The sequence below is a fragment of the Curtobacterium pusillum genome, from assembly GCF_013359865.1.
GTDB lineage: Bacteria > Actinomycetota > Actinomycetes > Actinomycetales > Microbacteriaceae > Curtobacterium > Curtobacterium pusillum.
Genome location: NZ_JABMCE010000061.1, coordinates 68,267 through 84,716 on the forward strand (window position 1 = coordinate 68,267; position 16,450 = coordinate 84,716).

Sequence of the window (16,450 nt, forward strand, 5' to 3'; positions counted from 1 at the left end):
TCGGGCGCGGACGGGCGCGGACCTCAGGCCGGCAGCAGGAGTCCGTCCAGCACGAGGTCACGGGCGCGCGGCAGCAGGTCCGCCGTGAGCGCCTGCTCGTCGACGCCCGTGAGCTGCGCGATGGCCCCGATGATCGCCGCGGCCGACAGCTCGCCGTCGCACGCGCCGACGAACGCCGCGAGGGCCGTGTCCGCGTCCACCCGCCGGCCGAACCCGCCGCCCTGCACCAGCGTCATCACCGTCGGGTCGTCGTTGCCCGGCCAGTAGAAGCGCTCCTCGGTGACGTCACCGGCGACCCGGAGGTGTGCCGCAGCGAGGGCCGTGTCGTCGAGCGCGCCGAGCCAGGCAGAGGCGTCGAGGACCCGGGCGACCGTCGCGCCGAGGCCCGCGGGGTTGGAGCCGAGCATCTCGGGGACGCGCTCGAAGCGGCGGAGGTGCGCCGCGCCTCCCGACAGGGGCTTCCGGACCACGACGTACCCGAAGCCGACGCCGGTCACCCGGCGCGAGGCGAAGTCGTCGAGCCAGGCGTCGACGAGCTGGTCGAACTCGCGGGTCCCCGGCTTCGTGCCCCCGTCTCGGATCCATGTCTCGGCGTAGCCGGGCGGATCCTGTCGTTCACGCTCGATCACCCACGCGTCGAGGTCGGTCCTCGCGAACCACCCGCGCACCCGATCGAGCCCGTCGGCTCCCCAGTGGTACTCCCAGTTGCCGAGGAGCTGCGCGGTGCCCGCGGGCTCCAGGTGCTCCGCGAGCCCCCGCAGGACCGTCTCGACGAGGGCGTCGCCGACCATGCCGCCGTCGCGGTACTCGTACGACGGGACGCCCTCGCGACGTGGCGTGATGACGAAGGGCGGGTTCGAGACGATGCGGTCGAAGCGTTCCCCGGCGACCGGCTCGAACAGCGAGCCGAACCGGAACTCGATGCCGTCGATGCCGTTGAGCTGCGCGTTGAAGCGTGCGATGTCGAGCGCGCGTCGCGAGATGTCGGTCGCGACGACCTCGTCCGCGAAGCGTCGGGCGTGCAACGCCTGGATGCCGCACCCCGTGCCGAGGTCGAGCACCCGCCGGACCGGCACGGGGACCTGCAGGCCGGACAGCGTCGTGGTGGCGCCGCCGATGCCGAGGACGTGCTCCTCGCCGAGGGCCGTACCGAGCGCCAGCTCCCCGAGGTCGGACACGATCCACCAGCTGCCGGCGCCGAGGTCGTCGACGAACGCGTAGGGGCGGAGGTCCACCGCCGGCTGCACGCGCTCGCCGTCGACCCGGACGAGACCGGCGGCGACGACGGCGTCGAGACCGGCGGACGGGAGTGCCCGCGTCGCGTCGTCCGGCGAGACCGGGAGCCCCAGCACGAACAGGGTGGCGAGGGTGCTGAGCGGGGTCGTGTCCCGGGCGGCGAGTGCTCGGAGTGCGGCCACCCGTGAGCCGCGGTGCAGCGACGCCGCCGCCTCGGAACCCCAGAGCGCGTCGATCCGCTCGACGGTGAACCCGGCGTCGGTCAGGTCCTGCCGCAGGGCACCCGTGGCAACGGGGTCGGCGACGATCGTGGGCAGCGTGTGCGAGGTGCTCACGCCGTGACGTCCTCGCTGCGATCCGCGCGCAGGTCCGCGCGGAGGTCCTCGCGAACGTCCGCGCGCAGGTCCGCGCGCATGAGCGCGGCCGGGACCTCCCACGCGAACACGAGGTCGAGCAGGCCCGGGAACCGCTGCTGCACCTCGTCGAAGCGGACACGGCTGCTGCGGGTGAGGCCCTCCTGGTGCTGTTCGAGCAGCCCGGCCTCACGCAGGACGCGGAAGTGGTGCGTCAGCGTGGACTTCGGCCGGTCGATACCGACCCACCCGCAGCTGCGGACCCCGCCGGCGGCGTCGACCAGGTAGCGGTGCAGGATCGCGAGCCGGATGGGGTCGCTCAGGGCGTCCATCACGGTGGGGAGGTCCATCTCCGCCACGGACGGTTGCGGCAGGTGTTCGGGAGCATCCACGGGCGCGGGCATGGACGGGACGCTACCACCGATCACTTCACAGTACGACTTGCGTCGTACTGCAGACTGCGGTACGAATGCAGTCGTACTACTGAACGGAAGGGTGCCCATGGCGCAGTCAGCTCGCTCGGTCGTCGGGTTCTGGATCCTCGCGGCGATGCTCCTCGTGTCCGTCGCCTCCTCGGCGGTCCCGTCACCGATCTACCCCGTGTACGCCGCCGAGTGGCACCTCACGCCGCTCATGCTCACCGGCGTCTTCGCCATCTACGTCGCCGGACTCCTCGCGAGCCTGCTCGTCGCCGGCCGCCTCTCGGACCACGTCGGCCGCAAGCCCGTGCTCGTGGTCGGCGGGCTCGGCCTCGCCCTGTCCCTCGGCCTGTTCGCCGTCGCGGACGGCGTGGGCGCGCTCATCGTCGACCGCATCGTGCAGGGCGTCTCGGTCGGGCTGCTCATCGGCGCGCTCGGCGCCGCGCTGATCGACAACTCCCTCGAGCGGCACCCGAGCCTCGCGGGGGTGCTGAACGGTGTCATCCCGCCGATCGCGCTCGCCACCGGCGCCATGTCGAGCGGCGCCCTCGTCCAGTGGGGGCCAGCGCCGGAACAGCTCGTGTACGTCCTCTTCGGCGCGCTGCTCGTCCTCATGGTGATCGCACTCGTCGTCGTCCCCGAGCGGGTGACGCCGCGAGCGGGAGCCGTCCGCTCCCTCGTCCCGCGCATCAGCGTGCCCCGGTCCTCGCGTCGCCTGTTCCGCAGCGTCGCCGGCTCCCTCATCGCGAGCTGGGCACTCGGCGGCATGTTCCTGTCACTCGTTCCCTCGGCGCTCGGCGCGGTGTTCGGCATCACGAACCACTTCGCCGCCGGCGCACTCATCGCCGTCGTCACCGGCGTCGGTGCCCTGACCGGACTCGCCATCCAGCGGATGGACACCCGCCGCGCGGTCCTGATCGGTCTCGTCGCCCTCGTGCTCGGGCCGATCGTCACGGTCGCGTTCGTCATGGCGCACTCGCTGCCCGGCCTGATCGTCGGCAGCGCGGTCGCCGGAGTCGGCTTCGGCGCCGGGTTCCAGGCCCCGCTGCGGATGCTGCTCGCCACCGCCGCACCGACCCACCGCGCGGGACTCCTGTCCACGATCTACGTCGTGAGCTACCTGGCGTTCGGCGCACCCGCCGTGGTCGGAGGCCTGCTCGAGCCCTCGATCGGCCTCGTGCCGGTCATCGCCGGGTACGGCGCGTTCATCGTCCTCGCCGCGGCCGTCGCCCTCGTCCTGCAGCTCGTCTCCCAGGAGACCGCGTCCGTCGAGGAGGCCGCCGCCGAGGTCGTCGAGCGCACCGCGACCGGTTCGGTCCGGGTCGTCCACGCCGACTGACGCGCAGCAGGCTCAGTGTCCGGGTCGCGCACGCTTCGTGCCGCGGGCCCGGACACCGACGCCCCGGTGCGCGTCCGCGTGCGCCGCGTCGACGTCCGCCTTGCCCCGGTCGGCCGCGTTCCGCAGCCACTGCGGACCGTGCGCCTTCACCCAGTCCCAGAAGCGGTGCAACTGGGCCCGGAGCCACGTGATGATCCGGTGGAAGAAGTGGAACTCGCTCGCGAGGACCGTCAGCCCGATGAACACCACGAGCCACCCCGGCCCGGGCAGCGGCACGAGGACGAGGCCGATCACGACAACGAGGCCGCCGACGATCCCGACCAGGACCTTGTAGACGAGGTGCACGTGCGGCCGAGCGTGGATCCACACTCGGAGGTCGTGGAACCACTGGAACCGGCGGCGCGACGCCTCGGCGCGTTCGACCGCGTCGGTCCGATCGTTCGGGTCGCCTTCCATGTGCGGAAATGTACGGCGGGCCGCTGGGAATCCGCGGCGCGCGCGGTGGACGTGCGGTGCGTTCGATCAGGGCCCACGCCGCCGGTTCCGGACCGACGCGCCAGCGGCGGGCCGGCCGTGCCGGTGGGGCGAGGCGCGTGGCGGCGCCGGCCCGCGCCTCCCGTCCGTCAGCGGAGCGGTCCAGGAGGCGCGTCAGGCGTGGGCGACGCACGTCGCGGCCCACGGGACGGCGGCGAGGCGGGCCTCCGGGATGGGTTCCCCGCCGACCGCGCACCGTCCGTAGGTGCCCGCGTCGAGCCGCGCGAGCGCGGCATCCACCTGCCGGATCCGCTGCCGCGCATCGTCCCGTACCGCGCCGAGCGAGCCGCGCTCCCAGGCGAGGGTCGCCCCCTCCGGATCGTGCTCGTCGTCGGAGTTGGCGTCCTGCCGTGCGTCGCTGACGTCGCGCATGCTCCGCTCGACGTCCGCGAGGAGTCGCTCGTTCCGCGCCCGTTCCGCGAGCAGCGCCGAGCGGGGATCGTCCATGCCGGCCACCGTAGTCGCGTCGGAATGGCCACGCGGGCGGATGCGTTCGTATCGACATGACCAAGATCGGGTTCCTGTCGTTCGGACACTGGCGCGACGTGCCGGGGTCGAAGGTGCGCAGCGGCCGCGAGGCGCTCGTGCAGGCGATCGACCTCGCGGTCGGGGCCGAGGAGGCCGGCGTGGACGGAGCGTACTTCCGCGTGCACCACTTCGCACCGCAGCAGGCCGCGCCGTTCCCGCTGCTCTCCGCGATCGCCGCGCGCACGAGCCGCATCGAGATCGGCACCGGCGTGATCGACATGCGGTACGAGAACCCGCTGTACATGGCCGAGGAGGCCGCGGCGGCCGACCTGATCTCCGGCGGCCGGCTCCAGCTCGGCGTCTCTCGCGGCTCACCCGAGACCGCTCTCGCCGGTTACCAGCAGTTCGGGTACGTGCCGGACGCCTCGGACGAGAACGGCGGCGACATGGCGCGGGCGCACACCGACGTGTTCCGGCGCGCGATCGCCGGCGAGCCCATGGCGAACGCGAACCCGCAGATGACCGGTGCCGTCGGCTCGCTCCCGGTCTTCCCGCGGTCCGACGGCCTCGGCGACCGGATCTGGTGGGGTGCCGGCACCCGCGCGACCGCCGAGTGGACGGCCGAACAGGGCATGAACCTCATGTCGTCGACCCTGCTGACCGAGGACATCGGCGTGCCGTTCGACGAGCTGCAGGCCGAGCAGATCGCCCGGTTCCGGACGGCCTGGGACGACATGGGCTGGGAGCGCACCCCTCGCGTCAGCGTGAGCCGGAGCATCATCCCGATCATCGACGACGAATCGCGGCACTACTTCGGCGTGCGGGCACAGGTCGAGGGGCAGGACCAGGTCGGGCACCTCGACGGTGGACTCGCACGGTTCGGTCGCTCGTACATCGGCTCGCCGGAGGACCTCGTCGCGGAGCTCGCGGCGGACAGGGCCGTGCGTGCGGCGGACACCGTGCTCGTCACCGTGCCGAACCAGCTCGGCGTCGAATTCAACGTGCGGCTGCTCGCCGCGGTGAAGGACGTGTTCGCCGAGGTCGACGCGGCCCCGGTCCCCGCCTGAGCGGAGCCCGGTCCCCCTTCCTGCCGACACCCGGCCTGGGACTGTGGCGGTTCGTCGCACTCCCGTAGCGTCGAGGAGCACCTTCCCCCGCACCCCGAGGAGCTCTCGTGACGCTGCCGGCCGCCGGCTGGTTCCCCGATCCGCAGGACGCCACCCGCCTGCGCTGGTGGGACGGACGCGCCTGGGGAGCGGCGACGCGAGCGCTGCCGAGCCGCACGGAGCCCGTCGTGCCGGTCGTCGTCGCACCCGTGGGGCCGTCGTTCTCCGTGCAGCCCGCCGCGATCAGGACGCACTCGTGGTCGTCGGGAGGCTCCACCGTGCACCGGTTCAGCGCGTCCTCGTCGCTCGCCGTCCTGCTGGCGGCGGTGTCGGTCGTGGTGAACCCGTGGGGCGCGTGCAGTGCGGCCGGGATCCTCGCCGGACTGCTCGGGGTCGTGTGGCCGGGAGCGACCGGCGGCTGGCGGGTCCTGGCACGCAGCGCTTCGGCGAGCGCCCTGGTCCTCGCGGTGGCGACGGCCGCGGTGGCCGCCTCCGCCCAGCTCCACCTCTTCTGAGCGGACCGCGCTACCGCCGGGCCCGCGGGTGCGACGTCTGGTACACGTCCCGGAGCATGTCGGCCGTGACCATCGTGTAGATCTGCGTCGTCGCCACGCTCGCGTGCCCGAGCAGCTCCTGCACCACACGGACGTCCGCCCCGCCCTCGAGCAGGTGCGTCGCGAACGAGTGCCGGAACGTGTGCGGCGAGACGTGCTCGGCGAGGTCGGCCCGCGACGCGGCGGCCTGGATCACGAGCCACGCGCTCTGGCGGGACAGCCGGGCGCCGCGGGCGCCGAGGAACAGCGCCGGCGTCGAGGTCCCCCGCGCCGCGAACACCGGCCGCGCCCGCACGAGGTACGCGTCGATCGCCGCGCGGGCGTAGCTGCCGAGCGGCACGATGCGCTGCTTGTTGCCCTTGCCGGTCACCTTCACCACGGAGAGGTCTCCGTCGGCGTCGGACAGCGTCGTCACGTCGTCCACCGACAGTCCGACGGCCTCGGAGATCCGGGCCCCGGTGGCGTAGAGCAGTTCGAGCAACGCCTTGTCCCGCAGTTGCACAGGATCGTCGACACCGGTGGAGCCATCGGCCGACACCGCGGCGAGCAACCGCTCCATGTCGTGCACCGAGATCGCCTTCGGCAGGCGCATGGGTGCTTTCGGCGGGCGGACGGACGCGCCCGGGTCCAGCTGCAGCCACCCCTCTCCCGCGGCGAACGCGGTGAACGACCGCACGGAGCTGAGCATCCGCGCGACGGACCTCGGCGAGAGCGGCCCCGAGGGACGTGTCGCGAGGTGCGTCACGAACCCGGAGAGGTCCGCTCGCGCGATCCGTCCGACGTCGTCGAGCACGGCCGATCCCCCGGCCCGGTCGGCACCGTCGGAGTCGATCGGCGGGACGGTCTCCAGCCAGGCCGCGAACGTCGCGAGGTCACGCCGGTACGCGGACAGGGTGTGCTGCGACAGCCCGCGCTCGATCGCGATGTGCCGCAGGTACGTCTCCGTGGCGCGGTCGAGCGGGATCACCCCATGAGGCTAGCGCCGCTCGGCGGCGTCCACGGCGAGCGTCGCCACGACGAGGGCGGAGTTGTGCAGCCGGCCGTCGAGGATCGCCTCCACCAGCTCGGCGCGCGGCACCCAGCGCGTCACGATGTCCGCCTCTTCCCCCTCACGGTCGAACGCCGACGCGGTGGCGCGGACGTTCCGTGCGCGGTAGATCTGGATGAACTCGTCGCTGCCACCGGACGACGTGTTGTACTGCACGAGGGGTTCCCAGGTGTCCGCCTCGAGGTCGGCTTCCTCGGCCAGCTCGCGCTTGGCGGCGGTGAGCCGGTCCTCGCCCTCCATGTCGAGCAGACCCGCGGGGAGCTCCCAGTCGCGCAGCCGAACCGGGTGGCGGTACTGCTGGATGACGAGCACGCGACCCTCGTCGTCCTCCGCGTAGACGGCGACGGCGCCCGTGTGGTCGACGTACTCGCGGACCATCGAGTCGTCGTGGTACGCGATGGTGTCCCGTCGGACGTCCCACACCGCCCCCTCGTAGACGACCCTGGAGTCGGTGATCTCGAAGGAGGCGGGTTCGTCGGCGATCGGTGCGTCAGTCACGTCACCATCCAAGCACGCGACCCGGAGACGGACGGGAGGAACGGTGCCAGCTGGCACCGTTCCTCCCGTCCGTTCCTGGCGGGCTCGCGCTTACGCGACCTGCTCCTCGTTCTCGGGGTCGAAGAGGCTGGAGGCCTCGTGCCGGGCGATCGCGGCCTCGACGAGGCCCGCGAACAGCGGGTGCGCCTTCGTCGGACGCGACCGGAGCTCCGGGTGCGCCTGCGTGGCGATGTAGAACGGGTGCACCTCGCGGGGCAGCTCGACGTACTCGACCAGGGTGCCGTCGGGCGACGTCCCCGAGAAGACCAGGCCCGCGTCCGCGATCTGCTGCCGGTACTTGTTGTTCACCTCGTAGCGGTGACGGTGCCGCTCGGAAGCCTCCGGCGCACCGTACAGCTCGGCCGCGAGGGACCCCTCGTCGAACTTCGCCGGGTACAGACCGAGGCGCATCGTGCCGCCGAGGTCGCCGCCCGCGATGATGTCCACCTGCTCCGCCATGGTCGCGATGACCGGCGTCGTGGTCTCCGGGTCGAACTCGGTGCTCGACGCGTCCGTGAGGCCGACCTCGTGCCGGGCGTACTCGATGACCATGCACTGCAGGCCGAGGCACAGACCGAGCGTCGGGATGCCCTGCTCACGCGCGAAGCGCAGCGCGCCGAGCTTGCCCTCGATGCCGCGAACACCGAAGCCGCCCGGGATGCAGATGCCGTCCACGTCGCCGAGGTGCTTCGCAGCGCCCTCGGGCGTGGTGCAGTCGTCGGACACGACCCACTTCAGCTTCACCTTGGCGTTGTGCGCGAAGCCGCCCGCTCGGAGCGCCTCGGTGACCGACAGGTACGCGTCGGGCAGGTCGATGTACTTGCCGACCAGGGCGATCGTGACGTCCTTCTTCGGCTCGTGCACCGCGCGGAGGACGCCGTCCCAATGCGACCAGTCGACGTCGTCGGCCTCGAGGCGGAGGGCGTCGATGATGACCTGGTCGAGTCCCTGGTCGTGCAGCATCGTCGGGATGTCGTAGATCGACGGCACGTCCACCGCGTTCACGACGGCGTTCTCGTCGACGTCGCACATCAGTGCGATCTTCTTCTTGTTCGAGTCCGACACCGGGCGGTCGCTGCGCAGGACGAGCGCGTCCGGCTGGATGCCGATCGAGCGGAGCTGCGCGACCGAGTGCTGCGTCGGCTTCGTCTTCTGCTCACCCGAGGCGTTCATGAACGGCACGAGCGACACGTGCACGAAGAACACGTTGTTGCGGCCGAGCTCGTGCCGCACCTGGCGCGCCGACTCGATGAACGGCTGCGACTCGATGTCACCGACGGTGCCGCCGACCTCGGTGATGATGACGTCGGGCTGCGGGTCGTTGTCCGACTGCTCGCGCATCCGCCGCTTGATCTCGTCGGTGATGTGCGGGATGACCTGGACCGTGTCACCGAGGTACTCGCCGCGGCGCTCCTTCGCGATCACCGTCGAGTACACCTGGCCGGTGGTCACGTTCGCGGCCTGCGACAGGTTGATGTCGAGGAAGCGCTCGTAGTGCCCGATGTCGAGGTCCGTCTCCGCACCGTCGTCGGTCACGAAGACCTCACCGTGCTGGAACGGGTTCATGGTGCCCGGGTCCACGTTGAGGTACGGGTCGAGCTTCTGCATGACGACCTTGAGGCCGCGTGCCGTGAGGAGGTTGCCGAGGCTCGCCGCCGTCAGGCCCTTGCCGAGAGACGAGACGACCCCGCCGGTCACGAAGATCTGCTTCGTCACCTTCGGGGTCGCGTTCGAAGAATTGGTACCGCCGCTGAGAGTGTCCGCCACGGGATTCCATCGTACGTCAGAACTGCCTGGAGGCGCGACCTCGGTTCGCCGTGGGCGTTGCGCCCGGCGCACGGCCGGTGCTCCGTCCGGCGGTAGCGCTGCGCGTCAGGCCGTCCGACCCGCCACGTCGAGGAGTTCGCGCGCGTGCTCGATGCCGCTCGCGCTGTCGCCCAGACCGGAGAGCAGACGCGCCATCTCCTGCAGGCGGTCGTCACCCTCGAGCCGTCGCACGCTCGACGACGTGACCGCGCCGCTGGCGTCCTTCACGACGTTGAGGTGGTTGTTCGCGAACGCCGCGACCTGCGCCAGGTGCGTGACGACGATCACCTGCGTGCGCTCCGCGAGCTTCGCCAGCCGTCGGCCGATCTCGATCGCAGCCGCACCGCCGACGCCCGCGTCGACCTCGTCGAACACGAACGTCGGGACCGTCGTGCTCCCGGCCATGACCACCTCGATCGCGAGCATGACGCGTGAGAGCTCACCGCCGGAGGCCCCCTTGCCGATCGGCCTCGGGTCCGTGCCGGAGTGCGGCTGGAGGAGGATCGACACCTGGTCGCGGCCGTGGCGGCGGTACTCGCCCGCGTCGGTGACCTCGACCACGAGGGTGGCTCCGGCCATCGCGAGGGACTTCAGCTCTGCCGTCACACGCTTCGCGAGGTCCTTCGCAGCCTTGGTCCGCGCCGCGGTCAGGGCTTCGGCGGCGGCCGCGAGCGTCCGCTCGTCCTGCTCGACCGCCTGCTGCAGGGCCGCGATGCGGTCGTCGTCGCCGTCGAGTTCGAGCAGCCGGTCGCTCGCACGCCGCCCGTACGCGATGACGTCGTCCACGGTCTCGCCGTACTTGCGCGTCAGTCCCGCCAGGAGGGCCCGTCGTTCGTTGATGAGTTCGAGGTCGTGGCCCGCATCGGGTTCGAGCGAACCGAGGTAGCTCGACAGGCTCGCCGATGCCTCCGTCGCCTGGATGCCGAGCTCCGTGAGCTGCTCGAGCACCGGCTGCAGTTCGGCGTCCGAGGCCGCGACGCGCTCGATCGCCCGGCGAGCGGACTCGACCAGCCCGACGACGTCGTTCACGCCGTCGAGGGACTCGCTCGAGAGCGCCTCGTGCGCGAGCCCCGCGGACAGGCGGAGCTCCTCGAGGTTGCCGAGCCGCTCCGCACGCTCGGCGAGTTCGGTGTCCTCGCCCGGCTGCGGGTCGGCCGCCTCGATCTCGTCCGACGCCGCACGGATCCGTTCCGCTTCGGCGACCCGGTCGTCGCGGTCCCGCGTCAGGGTCTCCAGCTCGCCCGCGTGCTGCTGCCACGTGTCGTACGCCGAGACGTAGGCCGCGAGGACCTTCTCGAGCGCCGGACCCCCGAAGCCGTCCAGCGCGGCACGCTGCGCGGTCGCCGAGGTCAGCCGGATCTGGTCGGACTGGCCGTGCACCGTCACGAGCTGGTCCGCGAGCTCGCCGAGCACCGCGACCGGGGCGCTGCGACCGCCGACCGTGGCACGGCTGCGCCCCTCGGCCGAGACGGTGCGGGTGAGGATGAGTTCGCCGTCCTCGACCGTGCCGCCGGCGTCCTCGACGCGTTCGGCGACGGCGTCGTGCTCCGGGACGTGCCAGCGGCCCTCCACCACGGCGCTCGGCGCACCGCGGCGCACCGAACCCGCGTCCGCACGCGCACCGAGCAGGAGTCCGAGCGCGGTGACGATCATCGTCTTGCCGGCACCGGTCTCGCCGGTCACGACCGTGAACCCGGGGCCGAGCTCGAGGGTCGTCTCACCGATCACCCCGAGGTCGGCGATCTGGATCTCCTCGATCACAGGTTGTCCTCGTCAATCCGCCCGGAGACCTGGATGCTCTGCCCACCCACACCGATCACAGGTTGTCCTCGTCGTCCGTGTGGGGACCACGCCACCCCGCGACGGGCAGCTGGAACTTGGCGACGAGCCGGTCGGTGAACGGTGCGTCCTTGAGTCGCGCGACCCGCACCGGGTCGGGCGACCGCCGCACCTCGACCCGAGCACCCGGCGGGAGGTCGTGCGTCCGCCGCCCGTCGCACCACAGCACTCCGACGCCGCTCGTCCGCCGCAGCACCTCGACCGCGAGCGTGCAGTCCGGCCCGACCACGATCGGCCGGGCGAACAGGGCGTGGGCGCTCAACGGCACCATGAGGAGGGCATCGACGTCGGGCCAGACGATCGGACCGCCGCCGGAGAACGAGTACGCCGTGGAACCGGTCGGCGTGGACACGACGACACCGTCGCAGCCGAATGACGACAGGGGGCGCCCGTCGACCTCCGTGACGACCTCGAGCATGCGCTCCCGGGAGGCCTTCTCGATCGTGGCCTCGTTCAGCGCCCAGGACGAGTAGACGACCTCGTGCCCGACGACGACGTCCACCTGCAGGGTCACGCGCTCCTCGACGTGGTACTCGCCGGACAACGCGCGCTCGACCGTCGAGCGCAGTCCGTCGCGCTCGCTCTCGGCGAGGAACCCGACGTGGCCGAGGTTCACGCCGACGATCGGGGCGCCGGTCCCGCGGACGAGTTCGGCGGCACGGAGGATGGTGCCGTCTCCGCCGAGGACGATGACGATCTCGAGCTGGTCGGCCTGGACGTCCACCCCGAGGATGTCGACCTGACCCCCGACCGACGCTTCGGCCCGTCGGATGTCGGCGTACTCGTCGAAGGGCATCACGGGCACGAGGCCGGCGGCGTGCAGCAGGTCGCAGACCTCGACCGCAGCGTCGATCGAGTCACGGCGGCCCGTGTGGGACACCAGGAGGATGTGCCGGTCGTCGCTCATCCCGCCCCTTCCGTCAGTTCGGTCGCCCGGACGATCCATTCTGTCGGATTGGTACCGACATCCCGCTGGAAGCGCGCCAGGTACTCGTGGTTGCCGTGCGTCCCGACGATCGGTGACGCCGCCAGCCCCGACGTCCCGAGGCCGAGGTCCCAGGCCGCCCAGAGCACGTTCATGAGGGCGTCGTTCCGCAGTGCCGGGTCACGCACGATGCCCTCGCGGACACCACCACGGCCGACCTCGAACTGCGGCTTCACGAGCAGGACGAAGTCGTCCGCGGGCACCGACGCGACGAGCGCCGGCAGGACCAGCCGGAGTGAGATGAACGACAGGTCCCCGACCACGAGGCTCGTGTCCGTCGCGGCCGGGTCGAGCGCGGCGAAGTCGTCCGGTGTGAGGTTCCGCGCGTTGACGCCCTCGACCACGGCCACGCGGGAGTCGAGCGCGACGACGGGGTCCAGCTGTCCGTGCCCGACGTCGAGCGCCACGACGCGACGGGCTCCGCGGCTCAGCAGCACCTGGGTGAACCCGCCCGTGCTCGCGCCGACGTCGAGCGCCACGCGGCCCCTCGGGTCGACGCCGAACGCGTCGAGTGCACCCACGAGCTTCAGCGCCGCACGGGACACCCATTCGTCGGCCGTGTCCACGTGGATCGGCGCGGCCGGTGCGACCGGCGCGGAGGGCTTCACGACCGCGGATCCGCCGACCGTCACTCGGCCCGCCTGGATCAGCTTCGCGGCCGCGGTCCGGGACTTCGCGAGGCCGCGGGCAGCAAGGAGGGCATCCAGACGGACGGGCGCGGTCTCCTGTCCGGCGGCGTGCGAGTCAGGCACTCCTGCTGCCGCCGCTCTCGAGCCGGGTGCGCAGCTCGTCGTGCAGGGCGGAGAACGCGTCGGCACGATCGGTCAGCGGGAGTCGTTCGACGGCCGCGGTGCGCTCGTCGAAGTCGTCGGTCGCCCGCTCGTCGTCCTGCACCGACTCCTGCTCGTCGTGCACGGGATCCTGCTCGTCGTTCGGCACGTCCGTCACGCTACTCGCCGCCGTACAGCTTCGGGTCGACGTCGAGACCGTAGATGGCGAGCCCGGACTCCCAGATGAGCGCCGTCCCCGCACGCAGCAGATCGAGCGCGTCACCGTCGTCCAGCACCCGCACGACGTGGCCGCGCATCGCGACCGTGGCGTCGCCGACCGTGGCGTACCGGGTGCCGTCCGGGTCTTCCCGCCGGATGGTCACCGGGTACGGCTCCGACAGCCCACGCAGGTCGCCGAGGATGTACGTGGGACGCGAGCGCTGGTCGGCCGCGAGCACCTGCTTGGCCTTGTCGATGCCGGTGAGGACCAGGACGCTCGGGATGCCGACGTCGTTCGCCCCCTTGATGTCGGTGTCGAGCCGGTCACCGATGAACAGCGGGTGCTCGCCCCCGAACCGAGCCAGGGCGGCGTCGAAGATCGGCCGCTCGGGTTTCCCGGCGACGACCGGCATCCGGCCCACTGCCTGGTGCACGGCGGACACGAGGGTTCCGTTGCCGGGCGCGATCCCGCGTTCGACCGGGATCGACCAGTCCATGTTCGTCGCGACCCACGGCACGTCCGGGTCCGCGAGGGCGAACGACGCCTCGGCCAGGTGCGTCCACCCGAGGTCCGGCGAGAAGCCCTGGATGACGGCTGCCGGGGAGTCCTCGGCGCTGCTCGTCACGGTGAAGCCCGCGGCCTCGACGATGCTCGTCAACCCGAGGCCGCCGGTCACGAGGACCGTCGAACCGGCCGGGACGAGGGTCTCGAGCAGCCGGACGCCGGCCTGGGACGAGGTCACGACGTCGTCCTCGGACACCTCGAGCCCGTAGCGCTCCAGGTGTTCCGCGACGTCGACGGGTCGGCGTGAGGCGTTGTTCGTGATGTAGCCCACGCGGGCGCTCAGCGAGGCCCGCGTCAGTGCCTCGACCGCGTGCGGGATCGCGTTCCGTCCGCGGTACACGACGCCGTCGAGGTCGGTGAGGACGACGTCCACGCCGTCCGTCGGGGCCTTCGGGGTGTCAGCTCGCTGCGGACCCGTCGACGTCGGTGGGGTTGTCGTCGTCGATCTCGCCGGGCTCGTCGCCGGCCGGTTCGTCGTCGTCGGGCTCGTCCCCGAGGGGCTCGTCGCCGAGTTCGGCGTCGGGTTCGTCGTCGACGGCGCCGTCGAGCTCGTCGTCAGCGTGTCCTTCGACTTCGAGCGTTTCCTCGACCACATCAACTGTCTCCCAAGCGTTCTCGTCGGCGACTTCGGCGAGGGCCGCCGCCGCACGATCGACACGGGCCCACCACTCGTCGGCCTCGTCCTGACGGCCGAGCTCCTCGAGCGTGGCCGCGTAAGCACTGTAGAGCGCCGGCGACCACGTGTAGGCCGTGGACGGGTCGAGCTGTGGAATCTCCAGCTCACCGAGCGCAGCTGTGGGATTCCCGAGGTCCAGTCGAGCACCGGACATCGCGATCGCGAGTTCGACCTGCACCGCCGTGTCCAGCGCTGCGCGGTCGACCGACCGGCCGAGCTCGAGCGCGCGCTCCGGACGACCGAGACCGCGCTCGCAGTCCACCATCATCGGGAGCTGGTCGTTGCGACCGGAGATGCGACGGTAGGTACGGAGCTCACGGAGTGCGGTCGCGAAGTCACCGAGACGGTACGCGGTGATCGCCGCGGTCTCGCGGACGACACCGACACGGCCGGCACGGCGAGCGGCGCTCAGTGCGTGCTGGTTCGCGGTCTCGGGGTCCTCGTCGACGAGGAGCGCAGCCGCCACGAGGTGGCGGGCCACCCAGTCCGCGTTGTCCTTGCTGAGCGTCTTCAGCTCCGCGCGGGCGACCTTGTCGAGGTCACGGGCCTGGATGTCCTCGGGGATCTCCGGGTCCTCGTGACGCGGACGGATCGACTTGGTGCCGTACGGGTCGCGGTCCTCCCAGTCGTCGCGCGAGGACTCGCCGAAGCGTGCACCGGCGTGACGGCTGCCGTCGCCGAAGCGCTGGCGGTCGTCGCGGCCGCCGCGGTCACGGTCGGAACCTCCGCGGAACGGACGATCCCCATCACGAGCAGGACGGTCAGAACGGAACGGACGATCGCCATCGCGACGCGGACGGTCATCGCCCCCGCGGAACGAACGCTCCCCGTCGCGGGCAGGACGGTCGGAACGGAACGGACGGTCACCATCACGACGCGGACGATCCGACCCACCGCGGAACGGACGGTCACCATCACGGGCGGGACGGTCGGAACGGAACGGACGATCACCATCGCGACGCGGACGATCCGACCCACCGCGGAACGGACGATCCCGATCCCGGGCAGGACGGTCGGAACGGAACGGACGATCCCCATCCCGGGCAGGACGGTCGGAACGGAACGGACGATCCCCATCGCGACGCGGACGGTCATCGCCCCCGCCGAACGGACGGCCACCGTCACGGGCAGGACGGTCTCCATCGCGACGCGGACGATCCGACCCACCGCGGAACGGACGATCCCCGTCACGAGCAGGACGGTCGGAACGGAACGGACGGTCACCATCACGACGCGGACCGTCCCCACGGGGCGGACGACTCGAGTCATCGCGGTCGCCGCGCCATGCCGGACGTCGTCCACCATCCCGGAAGGACCGGTCGCCGTCCCGGAAGGGTCGACCACCGTCGCGCGCGGGTCCGCCACTGCTAGCCGGCCGGTCGCCGTCTCGACGGGGAGCGTCACGGCGCTCTCCCTCGCGACGTTCGAAGTCACGCGGTCCGGACGACCAGCGGCCCCCGCCGTCGCGACGAGGGGCCCGATCGCCATCCCGGCGAGGTCGGTCTCCGCGGTCGCCGTCGTTCCGCCGCTGCTCGTCGTCGTTCGCCACCGTTGCTCCTCGTTGCGTGCCCGAGCTCGTACCCGGGCGATCGTCCGCTGTGTCGTTGTGTTGGCGCCGCACCAGGCACCCGGTGCTCGTGTTCCCAGTCCATCACGAACGGGCACACGAGTCGAGCGACGTGCGGCAGAAACAGATGTAGCCACCGGCCTCCCGAGAACGAGGGTCTCCCCTGCGAGTTCTCGATGGAGGGCCGATGGCCACATCTCTCTAAAATAAGTCCGGCGGCGTCCTACTCTCCCACAAGGTCCCCCTTGCAGTACCATCGGCGCTGAGAGGCTTAGCTTCCGGGTTCGGAATGTGACCGGGCGTTTCCCTCTCGCTATGACCACCGGAACACCTTCGACCCAATCACTTGGAAATCCGAAAGCTGTTCCGCGCATGCGCGGTATTCAGTTTCTTGTTCCCGATCGTCTGTCGGGAACCACAAAGTGGACG

General features: G+C 71.6%; 17 protein-coding genes and 1 rRNA gene. 3 read left to right on the plus strand and 15 right to left on the minus strand.

Annotation, left to right across the window (positions count from 1 at the left end):
- Window positions 1-23 precede the first annotated feature (23 nt).
- Window positions 24-1,571, minus strand: a complete 1,548-nt coding sequence (locus HP507_RS05310; protein ID WP_271207278.1) for a DUF7059 domain-containing protein — start codon at window positions 1,569-1,571, stop codon at window positions 24-26.
- The gene (locus HP507_RS05315) at window positions 1,568-1,993 is read right to left on the minus strand and encodes an ArsR/SmtB family transcription factor (protein ID WP_175350805.1); all 426 of its coding nucleotides are present in this window, start codon (window positions 1,991-1,993) and stop codon (window positions 1,568-1,570) included. Before HP507_RS05315 ends, HP507_RS05310 begins: the two co-directional genes overlap by 4 nt.
- Window positions 1,994-2,090: 97 nt before the next feature.
- Here HP507_RS05315 and HP507_RS05320 point away from each other — a divergent pair, with 97 nt between their 5' ends.
- Window positions 2,091-3,347, plus strand: coding sequence for an MFS transporter (locus tag HP507_RS05320; RefSeq protein ID WP_175350806.1), 1,257 nt, complete (start codon window positions 2,091-2,093; stop codon window positions 3,345-3,347).
- Between the two features lie 12 nt (window positions 3,348-3,359).
- On the opposite strand, the gene HP507_RS05325 is transcribed toward HP507_RS05320, so the two are convergent.
- Together HP507_RS05325 and HP507_RS05330 are read right to left on the minus strand one after the other, a co-directional pair.
- A complete protein-coding gene (locus tag HP507_RS05325; protein ID WP_175350807.1) occupies window positions 3,360-3,803 on the minus strand; it encodes a TIGR02611 family protein in 444 nt (147 codons plus the stop codon).
- Window positions 3,804-3,995: 192 nt separating this feature from the next.
- Window positions 3,996-4,328, minus strand: a complete 333-nt coding sequence (locus tag HP507_RS05330; protein WP_175350808.1) for a TraR/DksA family transcriptional regulator — start codon at window positions 4,326-4,328, stop codon at window positions 3,996-3,998.
- A 56-nt stretch (window positions 4,329-4,384) separates the two neighbouring features.
- Between HP507_RS05330 and HP507_RS05335 the strand changes: the two genes are divergently transcribed.
- Both HP507_RS05335 and HP507_RS05340 read left to right on the plus strand, forming a co-directional pair.
- Complete coding sequence (locus tag HP507_RS05335) at window positions 4,385-5,416, plus strand: LLM class flavin-dependent oxidoreductase (protein WP_217508510.1); 1,032 nt, start codon at window positions 4,385-4,387, stop codon at window positions 5,414-5,416.
- Between the two features lie 107 nt (window positions 5,417-5,523).
- Window positions 5,524-5,970, plus strand: coding sequence for a DUF2510 domain-containing protein (locus HP507_RS05340; RefSeq protein WP_175350809.1), 447 nt, complete (start codon window positions 5,524-5,526; stop codon window positions 5,968-5,970).
- Between the two features lie 10 nt (window positions 5,971-5,980).
- Here the strand turns inward: HP507_RS05340 and HP507_RS05345 are convergent, their stop codons facing one another.
- The 11 genes from HP507_RS05345 to rrf form a co-directional block, all read right to left on the minus strand.
- A complete protein-coding gene (locus HP507_RS05345) occupies window positions 5,981-6,973 on the minus strand; it encodes a site-specific tyrosine recombinase XerD (RefSeq protein WP_175350824.1) in 993 nt (330 codons plus the stop codon).
- Window positions 6,974-6,985: 12 nt separating this feature from the next.
- Entirely contained in the window at window positions 6,986-7,555 is a 570-nt protein-coding gene (locus tag HP507_RS05350) for an NUDIX domain-containing protein (RefSeq protein ID WP_175350810.1), read from the minus strand.
- 90 nt (window positions 7,556-7,645) lie between these two features.
- Entirely contained in the window at window positions 7,646-9,361 is a 1,716-nt protein-coding gene (locus tag HP507_RS05355) for a CTP synthase (RefSeq protein ID WP_271207279.1), read from the minus strand.
- Between the two features lie 105 nt (window positions 9,362-9,466).
- Window positions 9,467-11,161: a DNA repair protein RecN gene (gene recN / locus HP507_RS05360; RefSeq protein ID WP_175350811.1), complete on the minus strand. Its 1,695-nt coding sequence runs from the start codon at window positions 11,159-11,161 to the stop codon at window positions 9,467-9,469.
- A gap of 55 nt (window positions 11,162-11,216) precedes the next feature.
- The gene (locus HP507_RS05365; RefSeq protein ID WP_175350812.1) at window positions 11,217-12,146 is read right to left on the minus strand and encodes an NAD kinase; all 930 of its coding nucleotides are present in this window, start codon (window positions 12,144-12,146) and stop codon (window positions 11,217-11,219) included.
- A complete protein-coding gene (locus tag HP507_RS05370; RefSeq protein WP_175350813.1) occupies window positions 12,143-12,976 on the minus strand; it encodes a TlyA family RNA methyltransferase in 834 nt (277 codons plus the stop codon). The genes HP507_RS05365 and HP507_RS05370 overlap by 4 nt, the downstream gene beginning before the upstream one ends.
- Entirely contained in the window at window positions 12,969-13,163 is a 195-nt protein-coding gene (locus HP507_RS05375) for a hypothetical protein (protein WP_175350745.1), read from the minus strand. Before HP507_RS05375 ends, HP507_RS05370 begins: the two co-directional genes overlap by 8 nt.
- Window positions 13,164-13,173: 10 nt before the next feature.
- Window positions 13,174-14,151, minus strand: coding sequence for an HAD-IIA family hydrolase (locus HP507_RS05380; protein WP_175350814.1), 978 nt, complete (start codon window positions 14,149-14,151; stop codon window positions 13,174-13,176).
- 25 nt (window positions 14,152-14,176) lie between these two features.
- Entirely contained in the window at window positions 14,177-14,935 is a 759-nt protein-coding gene (locus HP507_RS18335) for a hypothetical protein (RefSeq protein ID WP_271207280.1), read from the minus strand.
- Window positions 14,936-14,964: 29 nt separating this feature from the next.
- Entirely contained in the window at window positions 14,965-15,723 is a 759-nt protein-coding gene (locus HP507_RS05390; protein WP_175350746.1) for a hypothetical protein, read from the minus strand.
- Window positions 15,724-16,231: 508 nt separating this feature from the next.
- Window positions 16,232-16,348, minus strand: a 5S ribosomal RNA gene (gene rrf, locus HP507_RS05395).
- Window positions 16,349-16,450: the final 102 nt, after the last annotated feature.

What these genes read in the sequence shown, in the direction of transcription:
- HP507_RS05365 (WP_175350812.1), bottom strand. Translation starts at nt 12,146, where the DNA reads ATGAGCGACGACCGGCACATCCTCCTGGTGTCCCACACGGGCCGCCGT.
- HP507_RS05335 (WP_217508510.1), top strand. Translation starts at nt 4,385, where the DNA reads ATGACCAAGATCGGGTTCCTGTCGTTCGGACACTGGCGCGACGTGCCG.
- HP507_RS05315 (WP_175350805.1), bottom strand. Translation starts at nt 1,993, where the DNA reads ATGCCCGCGCCCGTGGATGCTCCCGAACACCTGCCGCAACCGTCCGTG.
- HP507_RS05320 (WP_175350806.1), top strand. Translation starts at nt 2,091, where the DNA reads ATGGCGCAGTCAGCTCGCTCGGTCGTCGGGTTCTGGATCCTCGCGGCG.
- HP507_RS05330 (WP_175350808.1), bottom strand. Translation starts at nt 4,328, where the DNA reads ATGGACGATCCCCGCTCGGCGCTGCTCGCGGAACGGGCGCGGAACGAG.
- HP507_RS05390 (WP_175350746.1), bottom strand. Translation starts at nt 15,723, where the DNA reads ATGACTCGAGTCGTCCGCCCCGTGGGGACGGTCCGCGTCGTGATGGTG.
- HP507_RS05325 (WP_175350807.1), bottom strand. Translation starts at nt 3,803, where the DNA reads ATGGAAGGCGACCCGAACGATCGGACCGACGCGGTCGAACGCGCCGAG.